A 23334-nucleotide genomic window follows, 5' to 3' on the forward strand; every position below is an offset into this window, starting at 1 on the left:
TTTCTGCGAGGGAAATTTATATTTACAGTTAAAAAGCTTTAGTTATATTTATTAATCATTCTATTTTCCACTGCGCCTGTTTTCAGGTCTGTGAATCTCACATAGATGGAGATTTTATTCTGTTCGTTCAGGTTTTCCCAGATTTCCTTTGTCCAAGCATCGATATCATTGGGAACTGTAGTTCTTTCGGGTTCACCCTGGAAAGTAGGCAGGGGGCTGCCATCGCCCATATAGGTATGGATAAAGTGACCTACACCAGCCAGTGCTTGATAGGAATAAGTAAATCTGTTGCAGGCTGTACCTTCTGCATCCGCACTCTTCAGGATGCTCATTTTATAGGTAAAATCGCCATCAGCGAAGGTCAGCATACCGCTGATTCTGGGTGTCCAGTTGGGGCCATCAGGTTCAAATTCTCTGGTTTCCAAAGCATCTTCGAAGGATTTGCCTTCCAGAACGAAATCACGGATCGTATCTGTCTGATCGCCATTTGTTACGATCAGCTTGCCATCCAGCTTCCGCACGGGTGCATAGATGATCAGGGAAGGATCTTCTACCTTAGATGCATCGTAAGGGTAGATCATCACATCTTCGCCCTCTTCTTTGAAGATACGGTTGCGGCTGTTGTCGCTGCGGCCCATGATGAAATATGCAATGGCTGCCTTTGTGCCATCCTCTGTTTTCCCGATGACGATACCGCGGCCAACATAGCTGTTATCTTTTACCAAATCTTTCATTGTATCTTTCTGATAAACATTCATTGTTTTAACCTCTCTCTTTCTGAAGTTTCGCTGCTACCATCTCAACCGCCTTCGGCAGCAAGATCCATTCTGCCTGTTCCATGACTCTCTTCTGCAGAACCTCTGGGGTATCGCCTTCCTGAATTTCTACTGCTTTCTGGAGGATGATCTCCCCGCCATCGGGAATTTCATTCACATAATGCACCGTTGCGCCTGTCACCTTCACGCCGTAGGCCAAAGCCGCTTCATGGACATGGAGCCCATAGAAGCCCTTGCCGCAGAAGGAAGGAATCAGAGAAGGATGCACATTGACGATACGCTTGGGATAAGCGGATGTGAAATTCTCGCTGAGGATGGACATAAAGCCCGCCAAAACGATCAGTTCAATGCCTTTTTCCTGCAGGATAGCCTTTACCGCTTCTTCGTATGCAATCTGAGAATCGAAATCCTTTCGTTTCACCACTACGGAAGGGATGCCGTTATCAGCCGCTCTTGTCAGGGCATAGGCAGTATCGTTGCTGGCAAGAACCAGTTCAATCTTCCCGTTGGGAATCTCCCCTCTTTTTTCCGCATCGATCAAGGCCTGCAGATTTGTGCCGCCGCCGGAAACGAATACAGCGATCTTTGTTTTCATCAACAAATGACAACACCTTCCTCAGAAGCAACGATCTCGCCCATGATATAAGCATCTTCACCGTTTGCTTTCAGGATCTCGATGGCTTTTTCCGCGTCTTCTTTTGCAACCACAACGCTCATGCCAACGCCCATGTTGAAAGTATTATACATATCTCTTTCAGGGATATTGCCTTTTTCCATGATCAAATCAAAAATAGGGGGTGTTTTCAGGCTTGCTTTATTGATCTTCGCGCCAAAACCTTTCGGGATACTTCTGGGAATATTTTCATAAAAACCGCCGCCTGTAATATGGGAAACTGCTTTTACAGTCACTTCTTCAAACAGAGCCAGCATAGGTTTTACATAGATTTTTGTGGGAGCCAGCAGTGCTTCGCCGATGGACTTGCCGCCCAGTCTTTCCAGAGGGGTTTTGATATCTGTGTTTTCTACATCCAGCACCCGGCGCACCAGAGAAAAGCCGTTGGAATGTACCCCGCTGGAGGGCAGTGCCAGAATCACATCGCCTTCTTTGATGGTCTTATTATTTAAAATTTTATCCTTATCTACAACGCCTACAGCAAAACCAGCCAGATCGTATTCATCTTCGGGATAGAAACCGGGCATTTCTGCTGTTTCGCCGCCGATCAGGGATGCGCCGGACTGTACACAGCCTTCCGCAACGCCGGATACGATGGAAGCCACTTTTTCAGGGAAGTTTTTGCCAACTGCAATATAATCCAGGAAGAACAGAGGCTTTGCGCCAACGCAGATGATATCGTTCACGCACATAGCTACGCAGTCGATGCCTACAGTATCATGCTTATCCATCAGGAACGCCAGTTTCAGCTTTGTACCGACGCCGTCTGTGCCGCTGACCAGAACGGGTTTTGTAATGCCTGTCATATCCAGTTCATACAGGCCGCCGAAACCGCCAATATCGCCCATCACGCCGGATGTCATTGTTTTTGCGATATGCTCTTTCATCAATTCTACTGCCTTGTAACCCGCAGTAATATCTACGCCTGCTGCTTTATAGCTTTCACTATGGCTTTTCATTGTTTTTCTCCTCTCTGTGCTCTCGCATTTATGTTGAAATCATTCTTACCTAATTTAAATAATAAAACTTTTACTTGCTGTACTTTGCTTCCAATGCTGCATTCTTTTCCAGCACCTTTGCTGCTGCTTCCGCTCTTGCATTATCCAGTTTTGCCGCCAGAGCCGCATCTTCCACAGCCAGAATCTGGATTGCCAGCAGGGCTGCGTTTTCCGCACCATCGATGGCTACCGTTGCAACAGGCATGCCGCCGGGCATCTGCACGGTAGAAAGCAGTGCATCCAGACCATCCAATGTGGAAGATTTGATAGGGATTCCAATGACAGGAAGTGTTGTATTCGCTGCCATGGCACCTGCCAGATGGGCTGCCTTGCCGGCCGCCGCAATGATAGCACCGAAGCCGTTTTCCCTTGCGCCCTTTGCAAAGGCTCTTGCTTCTTCCGGTGTTCTGTGGGCAGAGTATACATGTGCTTCAAAGGGCACGTCATATTTTTCCAGAGTTGCCATTGCTTTTTCCACTACAGGCAGGTCGCTGTCGCTGCCCATAACGATACCGATTTTCTTCATGGTTTACCTCCTAATCATCGTTTCAAATATCATCTTTTGTCGCAGAAACACAAAAGGGCAGTCCTATTCTGTTTTTACACAGAAAACAGGACTGCCCAGACGGTCGACAAAAAGCAGTTCTGCACTGCTTCACAACAGACTTTCTGCTCCCCTGTGGTCCCCCACTTTTCCGTCAGTTACAAAAAGCCGCATAAATTTACAATTTCAGTCTATCACAAGGAAATTCCAGTGTCAATAAATTCTATCATTACATTTTATAGTAGATTTCCCGAGAATTTTATCTACATCTTGACACAAAATCCCCTTTGTGATATAGTATTGAAGATTTAGAGAAAAATAGGTTTTGAACCTTGTCAGCGAACGAAAGGAGAGATTACTTTGAACTGTATTTTGACCAATGCAAACGTATTTGTTCAGGGCAATTTCATCAAATCCAACGTATTCATCGCCAACGGTGTCATTACAGAAATTTCCAGCCGTATTCCACAGGATGCGTGTTCCGTTTTTGATTTAAACGGCTGCTTTATTTTCCCCGGTTTTATTGATGTTCACGTACATCTCAGAGAGCCGGGCTTTTTTTATAAAGAGACCATCAAAAGCGGCACTTTGGCAGCGGCCCACGGCGGCTATACCGCAGTCTGCTCCATGCCGAACCTGAACCCTGTGCCCGATTGTATGGAAAATCTGGAAGTGCAGCTGAAAGCCATCCGGGAAACTGCCTGCATCGAAGTGGTTCCCTATGGCACCATCACTGTTGGTGAAATGGGCGAAAAACTTGCTGCTTATGACGAAATCGTTGGGCATGTCTGCGCTTTTTCCGATGATGGACGCGGTGTGCAAAAGGATGAAATCATGAGAGAAGCTATGAAAACTATCAAAGGCTACAACAAAATCATTGCAGCCCATTGCGAAGATAATTCCCTGCTCTGCGGCGGCTATATCCATAAAGGTGTATACGCCCAGCAGCATGGACATAAAGGCATCTGTTCCGAAAGCGAATGGAAGCAGATTGAACGAGATCTGAAACTAGTGCAGGAAACTGGCTGCAAATATCATGTCTGCCACATTTCCACAAAGGAAAGCGTAGCACTGATCCGCAGAGCAAAGGCCGCAGGGCTGGATGTGACCTGCGAAACAGCCCCCCACTACCTGACCATGAATGATTCCATGCTGCAGGAGGATGGCCGTTTCAAAATGAACCCGCCCATCCGCAGCGAAGAAGACAGACAGGCCCTCATCGCCGGTATTCTGGACGGCACCATAGATATGATCGCTACAGACCATGCCCCCCACTCCGCTGAAGAAAAGAGCAGAGGCCTGGCAAAGAGCATGATGGGTGTTGTTGGTCTGGAAACTGCCTTCCCCGTTCTTTATACCGAACTGGTGAAAAAAGGTGTTCTTACCTTAAATAAACTCATCGAATTGATGCATACAAATCCAAGAAACCGTTTTGGCGTTGGCACGGCTCTGGAAGTGGGACAGCCCGCCAGCCTAACGGTATATGATCTGGAAAAAGAATATACCATCGACCCTGAAACCTTCCTGACCATGGGCCGCGCAACGCCCTTCGCCGGAAAAAAGGTATGGGGCGAATGCAAAATGACAATGTATAAAGGCAATATCGTTTGGGCGGAAAAAACTCTGTAAAAACAGACATTGGCCGCCTGCGGGCAAAATGACTCGCCTTTGAAAACTGTAGAGCGGAACGGCCGAAAAATATGCAGTATTTTAAGGTTTCTGCTCATTCCATAAGCAATATCGTATGGCAGGTAAAGTGATCTTGACAGATCCCATCTCTCTCCGTACTCAGATATGTAACTAAATCCAATTCACGTATTTACTTACTATAAGGAGGAAATCAATTATGCCAAAGAGAACTGACTTAAAAAAGATTCTGATCATCGGCTCCGGCCCCATTGTTATCGGGCAGGCCGCTGAATTCGACTATGCCGGTACACAGGCTTGCCTGGCCCTGAAGGAAGAAGGCTATGAAGTGGTACTGGTAAACTCCAACCCTGCCACCATCATGACAGATACCACCATTGCAGATAAAGTGTATATGGAACCCCTGACACTGGAATACATCGCAAAAATCCTGCGTTATGAAAGACCCGATGCCATCGTGCCCGGTATCGGCGGCCAGACAGGTCTGAACCTGGCAATGCAGCTGGCGAAAAAAGGCATCCTGCAGGAATGCCAGGTGGAACTGCTGGGGACAAGCATCGATAGTATCGAAAGAGCAGAAGACCGTGAGCTGTTCAAGGAAATGTGCCAGTCCATCGGCGAACCTGTCATCCCCTCTCAGATCACATATTCTGTAGAAGAAGCCATCAAGGCTGCCAATGAAATCGGCTATCCTGTTGTGCTGCGTCCCGCATTTACCCTGGGCGGTACCGGCGGCGGCTTTGCAAACAACGAAGCAGAGCTGGTCGAAATCATGAAAAACGCCCTGAAGCTTTCCCCTGTACATCAGGTACTGGTTGAAAAGAGCGTAAAAGGCTATAAAGAAATCGAATTTGAGGTCATGCGCGACAGCACAGACCGTGCCATCACCATCTGCGGTATGGAAAACATCGACCCCGTTGGCGTGCATACCGGGGACTCCATCGTTGTTGCTCCTATCCTGACCCTGAACGATCACGACTTCAACATGCTGCGGGATTCTGCCCTGAAGATCATCAAAGAACTGAAGATCGAAGGCGGCTGCAACATTCAGTTCGCGCTGGATCCCAATTCTTCCGATTACTACCTGATCGAAGTTAACCCCCGTGTATCCCGTTCCTCTGCTCTGGCTTCCAAGGCAAGCGGCTACCCCATTGCCAGAGTAACTGCAAAGATTGCAGTAGGGATGACTTTGGATGAAATCAAACTGGGCGAAACAACAGCAAACTACGAACCTGCTCTGGATTATATCGTAGCAAAAATGCCTCGTTTCCCCTTCGATAAATTTGCCACAGCAGCAAATACCCTGTCCACCCAGATGAAAGCTACCGGTGAAGTTATGGGCATTGGCCGTACACTGGAAGAATGCCTGCTGAAATCCATCCGTTCTCTGGAAATCGGTGTTTGCCACCTGCACATGGCAAAATTCGATACCATGTCCAACGAAGATATGCTGGCATATATCGCAACCAGCCCCGATGACCGCATCTATGCGATCGCCCAGCTCATCAGAAACGGTGTTTCTCTGGATGATATCTTTGAAGCCACAAAAATCACAAAATATTTCCTGGAATCCTTCCAGAAAATCGTGGATTACGAAAAAACACTGGCTGAAAATATCGGCAATAAAGAAATCCTGGCAACAGCAAAGAAAATGGGCTTCTCCGATAAATTCATTGGGAAGCTGTGGGGCTGGAACGAAGTAGAAGTTTTCGCTCTGAGAAAAGAAATGGGTCTGTTCCCTGTATATAAAATGATCGAAACCAGCGGCTGCGGCGGCTATATCCCCTACTTCTACTCCACCTACGAAAAGGAAAACGACTCCAGACTGAGCGATAAAAAGAAAATCATCGTTCTGGGCTCCGGTCCTATCCGTATCGGTCAGGGTGTAGAATTCGACTACTCCACCGTACACGCCGTAACCACTATCAAAGAATTCGGCTATGAATCCATCATCATCAACAACAACCCCGAAACCGTTTCCACAGACTACACCACCAGTGATAAGCTGTATTTTGAACCTCTGACAGTAGAAGACGTTATGAACGTGGTAGAACTGGAACAGCCTCTGGGCGTTATCGCTTCTCTGGGCGGTCAGACAGCCATTAACCTGGCAGAACCTCTGATGGAACGAGGCGTAAAAATCATCGGTACAGATGTTGCGGCTATCGAAAAAGCAGAAAACAGAGATGCTTTTGAACATATCATGCAGGAGCTGAACATCCCTCAGCCCAAGGGACAGGCAGTTACAAATATTGAAGACGGTGTAAAAGCAGCGGAAGAAATCGGCTATCCCGTATTGGTTCGCCCTTCCTACGTTCTGGGCGGCAGAGCGATGCAGATCGTTGCCGATGAAGAACAGCTGCGTACCTATCTGAAGAGTGCCGTAGCCATCAATGAAGACCAGCCCGTACTGGTTGATAAATATATCCAGGGGAAAGAACTGGAAGTGGATGCCGTTTGCGATGGTATTGATGTATTTGTTCCCGGTATCATGGAACACGTTGAAAGAACAGGGGTACACTCCGGCGACTCCATCTCCGTATACCCTACCTTCAGCGTATCCAATAAAGCAAAAGGGAAAATCCTGGAATACACAAAGAAACTGGGGCTGGGCATCGGCATTGTCGGTCTGTTCAACATCCAGTTCATCGTTGATGAAAAAGATGATGTATACGTTATCGAAGTAAACCCTCGTTCTTCCAGAACAGTACCTTTCCTTTCCAAGGCAACAGGCTACTCTCTGGCAGATATCGCTACACTGGTCATCCTGGGCAAGAGCCTGAAAGAACAGGGTATCTTCGGCCTGTATCCCGATGAAAAGAAGAGATGGTATGTAAAAGTACCCGCTTTCTCCTTCTCCAAACTGCACGGTATGGACACTTACCTGTCTCCTGAAATGAAATCCACCGGGGAAGCCATCGGCTACGACAACAAACTGAACCGTGCGTTGTATAAAGCTCTGCAGGCTTCCGGCATGAACATTCTGAACTATGGTACTGTATTGGCGACCATCGCTGATAAGGATAAAGAAGAAGCACTGCCCCTGATCCGCCGTTTCTATGAATTGGGCTTCAATATCGAAGCAACAAAGGGCACAGCAGACTTCCTGAAAGAACACGGCATCCGTACCCGTACCAAGAAAAAACTCTCCGACGGCAGCGAAGAAATCTTCGATTCCATCCGTCAGGGCTATGTAAGCTATGTCATCAACACAAGAGACTTGAATTCCATGCACAGCAGCAGTGACGGTCAGGAAATCCGCCAGTGCGCCGTAGAAAATAACGTATCCGTATTCACAGCACTGGATACCGTACGGGTTCTGCTGGATGTTCTGGAAGAAACAACACTGGGTATCTCTACAATTGATGCGTAATAAGGAGGTTTCCTCTTGAAACAGTCTATTTTTACAATCCAAAGCAATGAAAAACTGACCGCAAGCGTATGCAAAATGGTTTTGGCGGGGGATACCTCCGCCATCACCGCTGCCGGTCAGTTTGTGAATATTCAACTGAAAGGCTTTTTCCTGCGCCGCCCCATTTCTGTCTGCGATTATGACGAAAATACCCTAACCATCCTCTACAAGGTCGTGGGCAAAGGCACAGAAGCCATGAGCCAGATGAAAGCTCCCCATAAATTGGATGTTTTGACCGGGCTGGGCAACGGCTATGACATCTCCCTCAGCGGCGAAAAGCCCCTGCTCATCGGCGGCGGCGTTGGCGTACCTCCCATGTATCGTCTGGCGAAAAACCTGATTGCAGAAGGCAAACACCCTATCGTCATCCTTGGGTTCAATACAAAAGATGAAATTTTCTACGCAGAGGAATTTGAAAAGCTGGGGGTAGAAGTACACATTGCCACAGCAGACGGCAGTGTCGGTGTGAAAGGCTTTGTCACCGATGTGGTAAAGACTATCCCCGACTATACCTATTTCTACACCTGCGGCCCCGAACCTATGCTGAAAGCCCTTTCCGATGTGACCACAACCAGCGGTCAGCTGAGCTTCGAAGAACGGATGGGCTGCGGTTTCGGCGCGTGTATGGGCTGCTCCTGCCAGACAAAATATGGCAGCAAACGTATCTGTAAAGACGGTCCTGTACTGGTGAAGGAGGAAATCATATGGTAAATACAAAAGTGACCCTTAGCGGTATCACACTGGATAACCCTGTCATCCCCGCCAGCGGTACCTTTGGCTACGGCTACGAATTTGCGGAATTATATGACATCAATATTCTGGGTTCTTTTTCCTTCAAAGGAACCACAAAGGAACCCCGCTTCGGCAACCCCACACCCCGTATCGCAGAATGTCCTGCAGGTATGATCAACTCCGTTGGTCTGCAGAACCCCGGTGTGGAAAAGGTCATTTCCGAAGAACTGCCCAAGCTGGCAAAATGCTTCCATAAGCCTGTCATTGCCAATGTCAGCGGCTTTTCCATCGAAGAATATGCTTACACCTGCGCATTGCTGGATAAAGAGCCTCAGGTGGGTATTCTGGAAGTAAATGTATCCTGCCCCAACGTACACCATGGCGGCATGAGCTTTGGCACAGATCCCGCTGCGGCGGCGGCAGTCACAAAAGCAGTGAAGGCTGTAACCACAAAGCCTGTTTATATCAAACTGACCCCTAACGTAACCGACATCGTTTCCATTGCAAAAGCCTGTGAAGAAGCCGGCGCAGACGGCATCAGCCTCATCAACACCATGATGGGGATGCGCATCGATCTGAAAACGAAGAAACCCGTCATTGCCAACAAAATGGGTGGTTTTTCCGGCAGTGCCATCTTCCCTGTGGCCCTGCGTATGGTATATCAGGTAGCAGAAGCTGTAAATATCCCTGTCATCGGTATGGGGGGTGTTTCCTCTGCGGAGGACGTCATCGAAATGATGCTGGCAGGGGCAACAGCCGTTGAGATCGGCGCAGCAAATCTGGTGAACCCCTTCATCTGCAAGGAAATCATCGAAGACCTGCCCCACGTCATGGAAAAATATAACATCAAAGACTTGAATGATATCATTGGAGGTGCCCGCAAATGAGTAAAGACGTAATCATCGCCTGCGATTTTAACAGCAAGGCAGACCTGATGGCATTTTTGGACAACTTTAAAAATGAAGAAAGAAAGCCTTTCCTGAAAGTAGGCATGGAGCTTTTCTATGCAGAAGGCCCTGCCATCGTCAAAGAAATCAAGGAAAGAGGTCATAAGATTTTCTTAGACCTGAAACTGCACGATATTCCCAATACAGTAAAGAAAGCCATGGCTGTACTCTCCGCCCTGGATGTGGATATCTGCAACCTGCACGCGGCAGGCACAAAGGCCATGATGGAAGCAGCACTGGAAGGCCTGACAAGACCCGACGGCACGCGCCCTCTGCTGATCGCCGTAACACAGCTGACCTCCACCAGTGAAGAACGCATGAAGGAAGACCTTTTGATCGACCATCCTCTGGATGAAGTTGTCATGCACTATGCAAAATGTGCAAAGGATTCCGGTCTGGACGGCGTTGTTTGCTCCCCTTTGGAGGCAGGCAAGGTAAAAGAGGTTTGCGGGGACGCTTTCCTGACAGTGACCCCCGGCGTTCGTTTCGCCGATGGCGAAGTGGGCGATCAAGTGCGCGTGACAACCCCTGCAAAGGCAAGAGAACTGGGCTCCGATTATATCGTTGTGGGCAGACCCATCACCCAGGCTCCCGACCCTGTAGCCGCATATCACAGATGTATTTCCGAGTTCCTCGGCTAAGACCGTGGGGACGCAGCCCCCACTACCTCACCCGATTTGCAGAAACTGCGTTTCTGCTGAGGTGATTTATCCATATAGAAAATTGAAATCAATCTGGATTTTAGGAGGACATAAATTATGAATATCAAAGAACAGATCGCAAAAGACCTGCTTTCCATCGGTGCAGTTTTCCTGCGCCCCGAAGACCCCTTCACATGGGCCAGCGGCATCAAAAGCCCTATTTACTGCGACAACAGACTGACTCTGACATCTGTAGAAGTAAGAAACCATGTGGAAAACGCTCTGGCGGAAACCATTAAAAAAGAATACCCCGATGCTGAAGTATTGATGGGGACTTCTACAGCCGGCATCGCTCACGCCGCTATCACAGCTCATCTGCTGGATCTGCCCATGGGGTATGTTCGCTCCGGTGCAAAGGACCATGGCAGAAATAACCAGATCGAAGGCAAACTGGAAAAAGGACAGAAAGTAGTCGTTGTAGAAGACCTGATCTCCACCGCAGGCAGCTGCATCGAAGTCGTAAACGTTCTGCGGGAAGCAGGGGCTGATGTTCTGGGCGTGGTAAGCATCTTCACTTATGGCCTGCAGAAGGGCTTAGACAGACTGGCGGAAGCAAACGTAAAGAATGTAAGCCTGTCCAATTTTGACACTGTTGCAGAAGTTGCAGCAAGAGAAGGCTATATCAAAGAAGCTGATATTGCCCGTCTGATGAAATTCCGCAGCAACCCTAATGATGAAAGCTGGAGGGAGATGTGATCTATGAGAAGTCTCATCGACATCGTTGACCTGACTGTAGAAGAGATCGATGAACTGATCGCTACAGCCAATGACATCATCGCAAACCCTGATCAATATGCTGAAAAATGCAAACGCAAAAAACTGGCGACTCTGTTTTTCGAGCCTTCCACCCGTACCCGCCTGAGCTTTGAAGCCGCTATGCTGGAATTGGGCGGCAGCGTCATCGGTTTTTCCGGCGCCGGCAACAGCTCCGCCGCAAAGGGCGAAAGCGTTTCCGATACAGTCCGCACTGTGGGTTGTTATGCGGATATCATCGCCATGCGTCACCCCAAGGAGGGCGCGCCCATGATCGCCTCCATGCGTTCCCCTGTTCCCATCATCAACGCGGGCGACGGCGGACACAACCACCCTACCCAGACACTGGCCGACCTTTTGACCATCCAAAGGGAAAAAGGCCGCTTCGATCATCTGACTATCGGCATGTGCGGCGACCTGAAATTCGGCAGAACCGTACATTCCCTGATTCACGCACTGAAACGCTATGAAGGCGTCCGTTTCGTGATGATTTCTCCCGATGAACTGAAGGTGCCTGAATATATCATTCAGGAACTGGAAAAAGAAGGCATCCCCTATACAGAAACCACAAGCCTGGAGGACGCCATGCCCTCTTTGGATATCCTGTATATGACAAGAGTACAGCGGGAACGCTTCTTCAACGAAGCGGACTATATCCGCCTGAAAGACAGCTATATCCTGAACATGGATAAACTGGAAACCGCAAAGAGCGACCTCTGTATCATGCATCCCCTGCCCCGTGTCAATGAAATTTCCGTTGCAGTGGATGATGACCCCAGAGCCTGCTATTTTAAACAGGTATCCAACGGGAAATATATCCGTATGGCTTTGATTCTGAAATTACTGGAGGTGGCAAAATGAAAATCGATTCCATCAACAACGGCATTGTCATCGACCATATCCGCGCAGGAAAAGGCATGGAACTGTATCATTTCCTGAATCTGGACAGCATGGATTGTTCTATTGCCCTGATCAAAAATGCCCCCAGCCAGAAGATGGGCAAAAAAGATATCATCAAAATCGATACGGAACTGGATTTGGATTTGGATATCTTGGGCTATATTGACCCCAATGTGACCATCAACGTCATCAAAAACGGGGAACGTGTGGAAAAATTCCACCCCCAGCTGCCGGAACGGCTGACAAATATCATCCAGTGCAAAAATCCCCGCTGCATCACCTCTGTAGAACAGGAGATTCCCCATATCTTCAAGCTGACAGATAGAGAACACGGCGAATATCGCTGCATCTACTGCGAATCCAAGGCAAAAAATTAAACATGCTTTGATACAAAAACAGCCCTCTAACTTCCGTTAGAAGGCTGTTTTTTATAAATCTTTGATTTTCATTTGTTCTAATTCTCTGTTCTTTTTTAGATTTTGCCGATTCAGAATATAAATCAAAAGCAAAATCCATGTAGGGATATTTCCTAAGATAAACGTCAACAGAACTTCTCCTGCGGATGTTTCTTCTAACAAATTTAGCATAGGAATGGTTCCCAGCAGGAAAAAGAGCAGCGGCAGCAGCAAGCCCAGCCACCATGGCTCTCTTTTCGATAAAAACCACTCTAAAACACATATTCCGATCATCACTGCCAACAAAAAACAAAGCATAAAAGTAATAGCCCCACTGGAAAATGCCATCTTTTCATCCCCTTTTTATAAATCCTTCAGCTTCATTTGGGCGTATTCCCGTTTTTGTTTCAAACGGATTCTCTGGAATCCATAAAGCAACAGCAACAAAATCGTTGTTACATTCAAACGCAAAAATAAACCTGCACCAGCTGCTTCATATTCCGCCATCATTCTTCCCAGGCTATCCCCAAAAAGCAACACCGGAAGGATCAACCCCAAATACCATTCTTCTTTTTTTGCCAGCTTCCATTCCAGAAAACAAGCCAACCCAAGCTTGCCGACAACTAAAATCACACAAATCAATGCTGCAATCCACGAATTCATCTTGTCCCATCCTTTTCTTTTTTATATGCCGTAATCAATAGCTTTGCTGTTTCAAAATCCATTTTTTCATCAAGGGCAAGCTGCTTTACCATAGCAATGAATGGTTCTTCTGCCATTTGCTCGTTCAGCTGGATTTTTTGGATGAGCCTGTCCAGCCGCAGACGCACAGTAGGATAGGTGACGCCATACAGAGAGGCGACTTCCTTTAAAGACCCAGACGCTAATATGAATTTCTTAATGAAGGTCAGTTCCTCTTCCTCCAGCCCTAAAACCCACGCAGGCAATTTTTTCTGTTCCATCCCTTCCGCTCCTTTCATATTATTAAAATAACATTTCATTTTATTAAAGTCAATCTTATATTTTATTTTAAGAATATTGTAAGATTCTTTTTCTTTCTTTTCCGCATAAACTATTCTAAAAAAACGAAAAGGGAGCGTAATCATGCAGAATCCTCATGTTAAATATCTGAAAACAAAAAAAGGGTACTTCTATCTTTTTTATTACGAACAAGGCAGTATCTTTTGCCGCAGCTTTTCTTACGATGGCTGGACAGTTCCTCAGAAGATTGCAGAGCGGGTCACACCTGCCTTTTCCCTCTGCCAATATGAGGATACGGTCTATCTCCTTTATGCTGCCGGCGACGGACAGCTTTCACTGGCATCTTCATCGGATTTTTCCCAATGGGAACATCGGCCTATAATGCTTGGCCATCAAAACACGGGCAATACAAAATATTTTCTTCTGCCTTCCGAAGATGCCTTCCATATTATCTATCACCTGCCCACAGAATCTACCAATATAGATTCCCTGGTTTACAGCACTTTTCGCAATGGACAATGGGGAAAACCCTACCAGATCGACCGTTTCATGCCCATGCAAAAAACGCCATTTCTCGCCCGCCGGCTCAGTAAAGAACATATCATACTATATTACCGCACAGGGCGAAACGTACTAAGTGCCAGAGAAATGCTCCTGACCCCTTATACCATGGGCAGCGTGACACCTCTGATCCAAACGCCATCCCCTTATGCAGATGTTTCCATTGTCAATGACAGTGAAAAAATCCATATGCTCTATATTGTGCGGGGGATGTTCCGCACCCAAGTGGTCTATCAATATAAGCATACCTCCGCCATCAGCACGCCCCGTATCCTCTGGGAGGATGCCAACTGCGACAACTGCCTGGCCTTTTTGAAAAACGGAAAGGTCATCCTCATGTGGACAGTCAACGGGCAGCCCATGCGCTGTGTTTCGGAAAACGGCGGTGCCTCCTTTGGCCCCGCAGAACGATATATGGAAAAATTCCCTGGCTATTGCCTGAAAGGGGAACTATTGGGCGCACAGGATGATTCTCTGAATGCAGCAGAATGCTATGGCAATGCCCAGCATGGGTTTTTACCTGCCGTCTTTGCCCCTTCTCCTCTTCCCAAGCCCAAAACACCGCCGAGACAATCCATTCAGCCAGATTATTCCAAAGCCTACACAGCCCTTCAGGATGCTCATAAAAAGCAGATAGAAGAACTTACGGCCCTGCTGGCGCAGCGGAGCGATGAAGTGGCTGCAGTCAATGCCCGCTGGAAAGCACAGGCGGAAAAACTGGAAGCTGAGGTGGCTGCCCTGCGAAAAGAAAATGAAACCTTACGAGCCAAACAAAATGCCCCCGCTCCGGCCCTTTTATCCCCAATCAATGACACAAAAAAAGATGCCTGACTTAAGCTCTTTTTCAGAATATACCATCTCAAAATCGATTCTTTCTGAAACAGAACTACCGGCGACATTCCTTAGAAGAAAACAAACATAAAAAAGAATTATCTTTTCTTCTAAGGGTGCGCCATGTCAAACATCTTTTTATGCTTCTATCACTTCCTGCAAAATCTCCGCAATCTCTTCCAAAACCCCGCTGCAGTCTGCCCCCAATGCCGAAAGCCTGCAGCAATCCAAACCGCAAAATCTTTCCTGGGCTTTCAGCAGGAACAGGATACGTTTCTGTTTGATTTCTTCCTCATCGCATAAAAGACCCAGCACCATCACCGCTGCTACCAAGGCACTGCACATGCCATTGATGCCAAAGCCGCCATGGATTCCCTCACAGGCCGCCAATAATTCCTCCGGTAAAGAAAAACCATATTCCGCCGCCGCAGCCTGCAAAATGATCTGAGAACAATTATCCCCGCCGGAACAAAGTGGCTGTATCCTCGCTTTCAGCATTCCTTCACCCCCTTTTCTTTATTCTATGAAAAAAACGGACAAACGTGAAAAAGTCTCAAATCTTTTCAGATTTGAGACTTTCCAAAACATTCTTATATGCCGCAGGCTTCTGCTTCATCTTCTTCTACAATTTTTGTTGCCATAGGACGATATTTGCCGCTTTCCCAACGGGGATTCTGGCTTTTAATCCACAGCATTGTCAGCAGGATGCCCAATACCCCCAGCACCAAGCTGGACAGGACAGGGGAGATCATCGGCAGCACCTTAGGCACGCCAAAATACCCCACTACAATACCCACAATAAAAGCCACAAAAGGCAAACCATACATAATCATGACTGCATTGAAGAACGCATTTTCCTGCAGTTCCAATTCGACCCAGTCGCCTTCTTCTGCATCGCAGAGATTTTTTGCTTCGATATCCATTTCTTTTTCTGTCATACCGGAAAGGCATGCTCTGCATTCGCCGCATGCTTCTTTTCTATGGATCTTCACAATAGCAAGATCCCCTTTGATTTCGCTCACTAAGCCCTTCATCGTTTGACCACCTTTCTATATCTGACCTAAATAGGTAACCTGCAATCATACATATATGATTATACAACAAATTCAGTATAAAAAAAAGCTGTTTTTTCTTAGATTCCTCATCTCCTTTCCCTTTTCGGAAATCCATTGCATTTTCTCCTGATTCCTGCTATAATATATTGGCTACTGTATCAATGAAATATTTTTTGGGGACGTACTCAAGTGGTTGAAGAGTCCAGACTCGAAATCTGGTAGGCCGGGCAACCGGTGCGAGGGTTCAAATCCCTCCGTCCTCGCTGAAAGCCTTGCCCCATCAGCAAGGCTTTTTTTCTTTTCTTTTTTGGATGAATATGGTATAATGGCTACACTTCGTACTGATTGCAAAGGGTAACACCTGAGTGAAAAGGCGTACAGACCAACCTCATGAATTGAAGGGAAAAGATTCCCTTTTCTACGTCTGCGCTTTTTCCGCGCAGACTTTTTCTTTTTTCAGAAACTTTTGGAAAGGAGGATGTAAATTGAAAAAAACGCTCTTTGCTCTTGCGCCTTTGATGGGTATCCTCCTGATCCTCGCCCTCTGGGTTCTTCTCTGCAGGCTGGGTATTTTCAGCACCTATGTCCTGCCGCCCCCGGAAAAGGTATTTGCCTGCTTTTTGAAAATGCTGAAAAGCGGGGAAATCTTTACAGATGTCATCATCTCCCTCCTTCGTATCCTGAAAGGGTTTTTCATTGCTTTTCTGCTGGCTTTTGCCTTAGGAATGTTCCGTTCTCTGGTACCAGCTTCGGAAAAATATTATAACTGCATCGTGCAGTTTTTCCGCAATGTGCCCCCGCTGAGCCTGATTCCTTTGTTGATCCTTTGGTGCGGCATTGGGGAAACAACCAAAACCGTCATCATCGTGCTAGCGTCCTTCTTCCCCATGTATCTGAACATCGTCAAAGGCTTCACTGGATGCGACCGGAAACTTTTGGAAGTCGGCGATGCTTTCGGATATTCAAACATTGAAAAATTCAGGCATATCATTCTGCCTTACGCTTCTGCCGATATCCTTGTGGGTATGCGGATTGGCATGGGCTACAGCTGGCGTGCCATCATCGGAGCGGAAATGATCGCCGCTTCCTCCGGCATTGGCCACATGATTCTCTTCGCTCAGGAAATGAGCCGCACAGATAAAGTGATCGTTGGTATTTTTGTAGTTGGTATCGTTGGCCTGCTGACAGATAAGATTTTTGGGGTTCTGCTGAAAAAATTATTTAAAGGAAATGGTGAAAATGGCTGGAATTGAGTTGAAAAAAATACAGAAATCCTATGTTGTGGATGGACGTTCCCTCCCTGTTCTAAACGGCATCAATCTGCAGATTCCCGAAAAGAGCATCACCGTCATTCTGGGGCGCAGCGGCTGCGGAAAAACGACCCTGCTCCGTCTGGTGGGCGGTCTGGAAGCCCCAGATTCCGGAGAGATTCAATTCGATGCAGCCCATAGAACTGCCTTTGTCTTTCAGGAATCCCGCCTGATGCCATGGCTGAATGTATGGGACAACGTAAAATTTGGGCTGAAAAAGCAGCCCTGCGCGGATGCCTCCATTCAATCCATCATCGATACTGTAGGCTTAAGCGGCTTTGAAAAGGCCTATCCCCATCAGCTTTCCGGCGGGATGCAGCAGAGGGCTGCTATTGCCCGAGCCCTGGCCTATGATCCTTCCTTCATTATGATGGATGAGCCCTTCGCCGCTTTGGACTTTTTTACCCGGGAGCAAATGCAGAGAGAATTGATCCGCCTGCAAAAGAGCCGTGGTGCCAGTATCCTTTTTGTCACCCACAGCATTGATGAAGCCCTGCTTTTGGGGCACAAAATAATAATCATTGAAAATGGACAGGTAAAAAAAGAATTTCTCATCAATACAGACAGCGATGAAAGAGACCTGTTGGCAAAAGAATTGATCGAACTGAAACGAGAGATTCTTGCACAATTAAACTTATAAGGAAAGCAAGCTGTTTCATCAACAGCTTACAATAAAAAGAAAATGAAGATTTATAGGAGGTCAATATGAAAAAAAGATTTATTGGTATGGCAATGGCAGCCCTGATGGCTGCAACTGCACTGACAGGCTGCGGCGGCAATGCCGCTGAGGGAGAATCTCTGGACAAGCTGACATTCACCTATGTCACATCTCCCCTGAACGTTCCTTCCATTATTGAAAAAGAAAAAGGCATTTTCGCAAGCACATTTGAGGATATGGGCATTTCCGTGGAATACGCAGAACTGACATCTGGCGCAGACCAGACCCAGGCTCTGGCTTCCGGCGATGTACAGGTGCTGTATGCCGTTGGTGCCACATCCGTCATCCTTTCCGCTGCTAATGATGCAGATATCAAGGTATTAAATATGTATAGCCGCTCCCCCAAGGCTTTCTGTATGTATACACAGGAGGAGAACATCATCTCCCCCGAAGACCTGCGGGGAAAAACCATTGGGGGCCCTGCCGGTACAAATCTGCATGAATTGCTGGTGGCTTATCTGGCAACGGCAGATATGACCATTGATGATGTAAACTTTGTGAATATGTCTATTCCAGAGGCAAAAGCAGCCTTGGATGGCGGCAGCCTGGATGCCGCTCTTATCGCCGGCGCAGCAGCTTATCAGGCAAAACAGCAGGGGTATCACCTGATTGCGGATGGCGAGGGTCTGATCAACGCCATCATCGCTGTAGCAGTGACAAATGAATTTTATAATGCCCATCCCGAAATCATCGAGAAACTGCAGCAGGCACAGGATGAAATTGCATCCTTCATCCAGGAAAACGAAGGGGAAACACTGCAGATTGCAGCAGCCGCATTGGATCTGGATGAGGCCGCTGTTGCGGAAATGTATGAATATTATGACTTCTCCACAGAAATCACTGAAGCGGATAAGGCCGGCTTCCAGAGTACGGCAGATTTTATGTATGAATCCGGTATGATTGAAAAGGAACTGGATGTATCCACTTTGTTCTTTGAATAAGCATAGACGCAAAAAAACGAGAGAATCCTTCTCTCGTTTTTTTGTTGCTGCCTTATTCAAACAGCAGAATCTATCCGATGCTTTACGCCGCTGTTTCGTGAACAGGTTCTTTTTTGAAAAATTTCATAGATGCGCCTTTTTTCTCTTTCAGGCGGATCAGTCTTGCTTCATATCCCAGAAATTCATTGTAACGAAAGGATTCCTTCGTTCCATCGGACATCCGGCAATAAAAATGATACGGATACATTTCCAGCACAACCCCGTGGCGAATCTGCCTTGTGATATAGCTGTAATCCTTCAGTAAAGAGCGTTCCCGAATCGTGATTTCGCTTCCAATCCGCATCCCCTGCTGCATAGCAATCTCCCTCAGCCATGTATTTTGCCATCTTCTCTTTTCTCTCATTTTTGTTCCCCCTTCTAAATTTACGTTTAAACCGTAAAATTATTGTAAAAAAATATACTTCATTTCCTTTCATAACAATGATACTACGGTTTTACCATAATTGTCAACGATTTATTCGTATTTTTTTATTTTTTCTTGTATTTTTACGTTTTATCCGTATAATTAAACCTAAGGAGGTGATTCCATGAATGATAGAAACAATAAAGCCATCCTCGCAAAAAATATTCGTCATTACATGGAACTGAATCATAAAACAAGAAATGAACTCTGTGAAGCCCTTGGTGTGAAATATACCACCCTTACAGATTGGGTCAATGGCAAAACATACCCCCGTATCGATAAAATCCAATTGATGGCCAATTACTTCGGCATTGAAAAATCCGATTTGGTGGAAGACCGCCCAAAGCTCCCGCCTGATGCCATTCCTTATGTCCCCCGCCCGACTGTTTCCATCCCCATTGTTGGTGTTGTAAACTGCGGGGTTCCCCTTTTGGCGGAAGATAATATCGAGGGATATCACGAAACGCCTATCGATGATATCACAACCGGCGAAACCTATTTTTGGCTCCGTGCCAAAGGAGACAGTATGATGAATATTGGTATCCATGAAGGGGATCTGCTCCTGATCCGCCAGCAAAACGATGTGGACAGCGGCGATATCGCAGTGGTTTCGGTCAATGGAAATGATGCCACCCTGAAACGGGTCATCAAAAAAGAGAATGCCATTGTGCTGCAGCCGGAAAATTCCGCTTACGAAATGAAAATCTTTGTAGGGAAAGAAATGGAAGAAGTCCATATCCGCGGCAGGCTCATGAAATTGGAAAAACGATTTTAATATATAAAACCCCGTCTTAGGACGGGGTTTTTGTTTGATTTCTTGGAAAGAGATTTTCCCTTTATTTTTTTGTCTGCATGATTTCAATGACCTTCATATCCAAGCCATCCAGCGCTTCGTGACTCAGTTTTGCCAGATTTTTTGCAGTATCTTCTGCTTTTGTGCTGTTGATACCATCTGTTACAGGGATAATGCTGCCATCCATCGCGTACATTGCCGCATAGACCGCTTCCCCGGCGCATGCGGAAACCTTAACCGCACAGCCGCCCTTTGCGCCATCGCAGAAGATACCGGCTACAGAGCCCATCATATTCTGTACTGCGCCGTCAATCTGTTCGTATGTGCCGCCCAGCATATAGGTCATACCTGCCGCAGAGCCTGTCCCTGCTACCATTGCACCGCAAACAGGGCTCAGGCGTCCAACGTGTTTCTTCATGTACATAATCATCAGCATAGCCATAAATTCTGCTCTCAGCAGTTTTTCTTCAGGAATACCCATCTTTTCCGCAAAAACAGCCATGGGCAGTGTCGTAGAAATGCCCTGGTTGCCGCTGCCGCAGAAGGTCATGACAGAGCCATTGCCGCCATACATACGGTAGTCAGCCGCCGCTGCGGGAATGCTTCTTACTGCATTGACAACATCATTGCTCATCATGCCTTTGTTGATGAGGTTCTGGATCGTAGGACCTACACCAAAGCAGTATTTCTTTTTCATACCAATCTTGGCGATCTCCATATTCATATCAATGGCTTCTTTGATAAACTGCAGATCCTCCACATCAACTTCATTTGCCCAGTCATAGAATTCTCTGAAAGTATGCTGGGTCACATCAAAGCCGCCTTCTTCTGTTTCTTCAGCTGCTTCTTCTGTTTTTCTGTTATCCACCAGAACTTTGCCGTCTTTTTCCGCAAATACCATATTATCATGGGCATCTTCTGTAATGGTGTGGGCTTTTTCACTGCCGCTTGTTGCAATACATTCGATGTAGAACTGGCTGCTCTTCAGTACTTTCACTGTGACAAAACCATCCGCTACCAGTTTCTGTGCCTGTGCAACATGTTCCGGCTTGATTCCCGCGCAAATTTCCATGGTATTGCCGGGCTTGCTCAGCAGCATCCCCAGTACACATGCCAATTCGATACCGCAGGTTCCTGTATTGGGAATCTGTACACTATAGGCGTTTTTGAAAATATTGGAGCTGATGACCATATCCAGCTTTTCCGCAGGCTGTGTCAGCAGTTCGCAGGTTCTGGAAACCGCCAGGGCAATGGCAACAGGTTCTGTGCAGCCCATGCTGGGTTTCATTTCAGCTTTGATTGCATTGATAACAACGTTCATATCCATCATATTCTTCCTCCTCTATCACTCAAATCATTATGGTTGATTTTTTCTTCTGTTTTTATATAGAGCAAGATTCGTGCCAAAAGAAAAAGCCCTTTTTTCAAAGGACTTTTTTTCTTATTTTCTCATTTATGAGAAATGAAATTTATTCCATTTAGGTTTTATTTTTTCATTGTGTGCCATCTGTGTACAATTTCCTATCCATGTCTTTATCAAAGCAAAGGAGTCTTTGTTTTTAGCCAAAAAACAAATGACTTTGTATACACAAAATTTTTCTCAAATTTGAGATTCATTCTCATAAATGAGAATCAAAGGAGGTCATATTTTTTTAATTTTCGATATAATGTAGCACGGCTGATCTTCAGTGCTTCTGCCAATTCCTTTTTTTCTTCCAGAGTTGCCCCCTTGCGAATCATGCTGCCTAAAACACGCTTTTCATATTCCTCGATAATTTCTTCCAGAGACCAATCCTCATACCCTTTACTGGAACGCAGAACAATATGATCCGGCAAATCGGACAGCTGTATTTTTTCTCCTTCTGTGATATTCGCCAGATATTCAATGATATTTTTCAGCTCGCGCACATTTCCCGGCCAATTATAGCTGATCAGCGTCTGCAGTGCTTCCGGGGAAAGCCCTGTCATATTTTTTCCCAGCTTCTGATTATAATAAGCAATGTAATACTCAATCAAAGCCGGCAGATCTTCTTTTCTCTTCCGCAGGGGCGGCAGTTCAATAGGAATAATATTCAGCCGGTAGTACAGATCTTCCCGGAAAGTCCCCTCTTCTACCATTTGCTCAATATTTTTATTTGTAGCACAGATCACACGGATATCAATGGGGATCGGTTTTGCGCCGCCAATTCGTTCCACTTTGTTTTCCTGCAGCACCCGCAGCAACTTTGTCTGCACTGGAAGGGGCATATCGCCGATCTCATCCAAAAAAATGGTGCTGCCATCGGCCAGTTCAAACTTCCCGATAGAGCCATGTTTTTTCGCCCCGGTAAAAGCCCCTTCTTCGTAGCCGAACAACTCACTTTCCACCAGATTTTCCGGAATTGCCGCACAGTTGATGGAAATCATCAGTTTATCGTGTCTATCGCTGAGGGCATGGATCATCTTCGCCATCAATTCCTTGCCTGTGCCGCTTTCCCCCCGCAAAAATACTGTAGAATCAGATTTTGCGACTTTTTGTCCAATCCGAATGGCTTCCTGCATCAGGGGGCTTTTCCCTACGAAAGACCAGCCTTTTTCTGCATCGTGGACCACCTTCAGCTGTTGTTCCAGGCGTTCCTTCGCTTCATCAGTATAGAGCTTGCTTTCCAGCAGAACAGACATATATTTCAGAAATTCCTCCATCTGTCCTCTGTTATCCAGCAGATTCTCTCTTTGTTCTTCATTGAAGGCAATGATGGAAATGATACCTACCACAGCGCCCTCTTTAAAAATAGGATATGCCACATTGGCCAGCTCTTTACAGGTTGCCCGCTTTTCGCATACCTTGCAGTTTTCATCCAAAGCCGCATTTGTGATCATGCCATTTTCCCCGGAAATGAGGATATGGTTAAAAAAATTGCCATGGGTCACAGTCTTGCCGATTTCCCCAGCATAGCTGCCTGTTCCTGCCACACGGATCAATTCGTTATCCACAACGGTAACATCTGCCTCCAGAATGGATGCAATGGCCTGCACATAGGCCTGTATAAAGGACTGTATTTTCATCAAAGCAGTCATCGGATCCCTTCCTTTCTCAAAAATAAGAATAGCACAAAAGATTTTTGGAAGCAACAAAAACCCTTGAAAAGCTGGTTGATAAAAGAGCCCAAATCAAAACCACTAGTTAAACTAGTGGTTTGCACCAGCCCTAAAAGGGCATATTA

25 protein-coding genes, 1 tRNA gene and 1 riboswitch are annotated in these 23334 nt (G+C 46.5%); of the genes, 14 read left to right on the forward strand and 12 right to left on the reverse strand.

The window, feature by feature from the left end; translation table 11 throughout:
* Nucleotides 1-38: 38 nt before the first annotated feature.
* From ACI39P_RS07605 to purE, 4 genes are all read right to left on the reverse strand, one after another.
* Nucleotides 39-758: an IMP cyclohydrolase gene (locus ACI39P_RS07605; protein WP_439720065.1), complete on the reverse strand. Its 720-nt coding sequence runs from the start codon at nucleotides 756-758 to the stop codon at nucleotides 39-41.
* Nucleotides 759-762: 4 nt separating this feature from the next.
* Nucleotides 763-1371, reverse strand: a complete 609-nt coding sequence (gene purN, locus ACI39P_RS07610) for a phosphoribosylglycinamide formyltransferase (protein ID WP_439720088.1) — start codon at nucleotides 1369-1371, stop codon at nucleotides 763-765.
* A complete protein-coding gene (purM, locus tag ACI39P_RS07615) occupies nucleotides 1371-2408 on the reverse strand; it encodes a phosphoribosylformylglycinamidine cyclo-ligase (protein WP_439720066.1) in 1038 nt (345 codons plus the stop codon). Before purM ends, purN begins: the two co-directional genes overlap by 1 nt.
* A 70-nt stretch (nucleotides 2409-2478) precedes the next feature.
* Nucleotides 2479-2973, reverse strand: a complete 495-nt coding sequence (gene purE / locus ACI39P_RS07620) for a 5-(carboxyamino)imidazole ribonucleotide mutase (protein WP_439720067.1) — start codon at nucleotides 2971-2973, stop codon at nucleotides 2479-2481.
* Between the two features lie 86 nt (nucleotides 2974-3059).
* A riboswitch (ZMP/ZTP riboswitch) is annotated at nucleotides 3060-3163 on the reverse strand.
* 188 nt (nucleotides 3164-3351) lie between these two features.
* Here purE and ACI39P_RS07625 point away from each other — a divergent pair.
* The 8 genes from ACI39P_RS07625 (at nucleotide 3352) to ACI39P_RS07660 (ending at nucleotide 12460) form a co-directional block, all read left to right on the forward strand.
* Nucleotides 3352-4620, forward strand: a complete 1269-nt coding sequence (locus ACI39P_RS07625) for a dihydroorotase (RefSeq protein ID WP_439720068.1) — start codon at nucleotides 3352-3354, stop codon at nucleotides 4618-4620.
* A gap of 217 nt (nucleotides 4621-4837) precedes the next feature.
* A complete protein-coding gene (gene carB / locus ACI39P_RS07630; protein WP_439720069.1) occupies nucleotides 4838-8011 on the forward strand; it encodes a carbamoyl-phosphate synthase large subunit in 3174 nt (1057 codons plus the stop codon).
* A 15-nt stretch (nucleotides 8012-8026) separates the two neighbouring features.
* Nucleotides 8027-8761 (forward strand): dihydroorotate dehydrogenase electron transfer subunit, encoded by a 735-nt coding sequence (locus tag ACI39P_RS07635; RefSeq protein WP_439720070.1) that lies wholly within the window; start codon nucleotides 8027-8029, stop codon nucleotides 8759-8761.
* Nucleotides 8755-9669 (forward strand): dihydroorotate dehydrogenase, encoded by a 915-nt coding sequence (locus ACI39P_RS07640; protein ID WP_439720071.1) that lies wholly within the window; start codon nucleotides 8755-8757, stop codon nucleotides 9667-9669. Before ACI39P_RS07635 ends, ACI39P_RS07640 begins: the two co-directional genes overlap by 7 nt.
* The gene (gene pyrF / locus ACI39P_RS07645) at nucleotides 9666-10370 is read left to right on the forward strand and encodes an orotidine-5'-phosphate decarboxylase (protein ID WP_439720072.1); all 705 of its coding nucleotides are present in this window, start codon (nucleotides 9666-9668) and stop codon (nucleotides 10368-10370) included. Before ACI39P_RS07640 ends, pyrF begins: the two co-directional genes overlap by 4 nt.
* A gap of 117 nt (nucleotides 10371-10487) precedes the next feature.
* Nucleotides 10488-11126: an orotate phosphoribosyltransferase gene (gene pyrE, locus ACI39P_RS07650; protein WP_439720073.1), complete on the forward strand. Its 639-nt coding sequence runs from the start codon at nucleotides 10488-10490 to the stop codon at nucleotides 11124-11126.
* Between the two features lie 3 nt (nucleotides 11127-11129).
* Nucleotides 11130-12044, forward strand: coding sequence for an aspartate carbamoyltransferase (gene pyrB, locus ACI39P_RS07655; RefSeq protein WP_439720074.1), 915 nt, complete (start codon nucleotides 11130-11132; stop codon nucleotides 12042-12044).
* Complete coding sequence (locus ACI39P_RS07660) at nucleotides 12041-12460, forward strand: aspartate carbamoyltransferase regulatory subunit (protein ID WP_439720075.1); 420 nt, start codon at nucleotides 12041-12043, stop codon at nucleotides 12458-12460. Before pyrB ends, ACI39P_RS07660 begins: the two co-directional genes overlap by 4 nt.
* 51 nt (nucleotides 12461-12511) lie before the next feature.
* Here the strand turns inward: ACI39P_RS07660 and ACI39P_RS07665 are convergent, their stop codons facing one another.
* The 3 genes from ACI39P_RS07665 to ACI39P_RS07675 are packed head-to-tail and all read right to left on the reverse strand — an operon-like array spanning nucleotide 12512 to nucleotide 13440.
* Nucleotides 12512-12826, reverse strand: a complete 315-nt coding sequence (locus ACI39P_RS07665; protein ID WP_439720076.1) for a hypothetical protein — start codon at nucleotides 12824-12826, stop codon at nucleotides 12512-12514.
* Between the two features lie 15 nt (nucleotides 12827-12841).
* Complete coding sequence (locus ACI39P_RS07670; RefSeq protein WP_439720077.1) at nucleotides 12842-13141, reverse strand: hypothetical protein; 300 nt, start codon at nucleotides 13139-13141, stop codon at nucleotides 12842-12844.
* Nucleotides 13138-13440, reverse strand: a complete 303-nt coding sequence (locus tag ACI39P_RS07675; protein ID WP_439720078.1) for a DUF2089 family protein — start codon at nucleotides 13438-13440, stop codon at nucleotides 13138-13140. The genes ACI39P_RS07670 and ACI39P_RS07675 overlap by 4 nt, the downstream gene beginning before the upstream one ends.
* 142 nt (nucleotides 13441-13582) lie before the next feature.
* On the opposite strand from ACI39P_RS07675, the gene ACI39P_RS07680 reads away from it, so the two are divergent.
* Nucleotides 13583-14851, forward strand: a complete 1269-nt coding sequence (locus ACI39P_RS07680; RefSeq protein WP_439720079.1) for a hypothetical protein — start codon at nucleotides 13583-13585, stop codon at nucleotides 14849-14851.
* A gap of 138 nt (nucleotides 14852-14989) precedes the next feature.
* Here the strand turns inward: ACI39P_RS07680 and ACI39P_RS07685 are convergent, their stop codons facing one another.
* Nucleotides 14990-15349, reverse strand: a complete 360-nt coding sequence (locus ACI39P_RS07685) for a C-GCAxxG-C-C family (seleno)protein (protein ID WP_439720080.1) — start codon at nucleotides 15347-15349, stop codon at nucleotides 14990-14992.
* A gap of 92 nt (nucleotides 15350-15441) precedes the next feature.
* A complete protein-coding gene (locus tag ACI39P_RS07690; RefSeq protein WP_439720081.1) occupies nucleotides 15442-15885 on the reverse strand; it encodes a SoxR reducing system RseC family protein in 444 nt (147 codons plus the stop codon).
* A 196-nt stretch (nucleotides 15886-16081) separates the two neighbouring features.
* Here ACI39P_RS07690 and ACI39P_RS07695 point away from each other — a divergent pair.
* The 4 genes from ACI39P_RS07695 to ACI39P_RS07710 all read left to right on the forward strand — a co-directional run bounded on the left by ACI39P_RS07695 (nucleotide 16082) and on the right by ACI39P_RS07710 (nucleotide 18875).
* A tRNA-Ser gene (locus tag ACI39P_RS07695) sits at nucleotides 16082-16169 on the forward strand.
* A 222-nt stretch (nucleotides 16170-16391) separates the two neighbouring features.
* Complete coding sequence (locus ACI39P_RS07700; protein ID WP_439720082.1) at nucleotides 16392-17159, forward strand: ABC transporter permease subunit; 768 nt, start codon at nucleotides 16392-16394, stop codon at nucleotides 17157-17159.
* The gene (locus ACI39P_RS07705) at nucleotides 17146-17856 is read left to right on the forward strand and encodes an ATP-binding cassette domain-containing protein (protein ID WP_439720083.1); all 711 of its coding nucleotides are present in this window, start codon (nucleotides 17146-17148) and stop codon (nucleotides 17854-17856) included. The genes ACI39P_RS07700 and ACI39P_RS07705 overlap by 14 nt, the downstream gene beginning before the upstream one ends.
* Nucleotides 17857-17960: 104 nt before the next feature.
* Nucleotides 17961-18875, forward strand: coding sequence for an ABC transporter substrate-binding protein (locus ACI39P_RS07710; RefSeq protein WP_439720089.1), 915 nt, complete (start codon nucleotides 17961-17963; stop codon nucleotides 18873-18875).
* Between the two features lie 82 nt (nucleotides 18876-18957).
* Here ACI39P_RS07710 and ACI39P_RS07715 read toward each other — a convergent pair whose 3' ends face one another.
* Entirely contained in the window at nucleotides 18958-19278 is a 321-nt protein-coding gene (locus ACI39P_RS07715; protein ID WP_439720084.1) for a hypothetical protein, read from the reverse strand.
* A gap of 184 nt (nucleotides 19279-19462) precedes the next feature.
* On the opposite strand from ACI39P_RS07715, the gene ACI39P_RS07720 reads away from it, so the two are divergent.
* Nucleotides 19463-20113 carry a S24 family peptidase gene (locus tag ACI39P_RS07720; RefSeq protein ID WP_439720085.1) on the forward strand — a complete coding sequence of 217 codons (651 nt, stop codon included), beginning with the start codon at nucleotides 19463-19465 and terminating at the stop codon, nucleotides 20111-20113.
* Nucleotides 20114-20174: 61 nt separating this feature from the next.
* Here ACI39P_RS07720 and ACI39P_RS07725 read toward each other — a convergent pair whose 3' ends face one another.
* On the reverse strand, nucleotides 20175-21461 hold the full coding sequence (locus ACI39P_RS07725) for an L-serine ammonia-lyase, iron-sulfur-dependent, subunit alpha (RefSeq protein WP_439720086.1): 1287 nt from the start codon (nucleotides 21459-21461) through the stop codon (nucleotides 20175-20177).
* Between the two features lie 302 nt (nucleotides 21462-21763).
* A complete protein-coding gene (locus ACI39P_RS07730; protein WP_439720087.1) occupies nucleotides 21764-23188 on the reverse strand; it encodes a sigma 54-interacting transcriptional regulator in 1425 nt (474 codons plus the stop codon).
* Nucleotides 23189-23334: the final 146 nt, after the last annotated feature.

Origin of the sequence: Anaerotignum sp., from assembly GCF_051877975.1 — a bacterium.
GTDB lineage: Bacteria > Bacillota > Clostridia > Lachnospirales > Anaerotignaceae > Anaerotignum_A.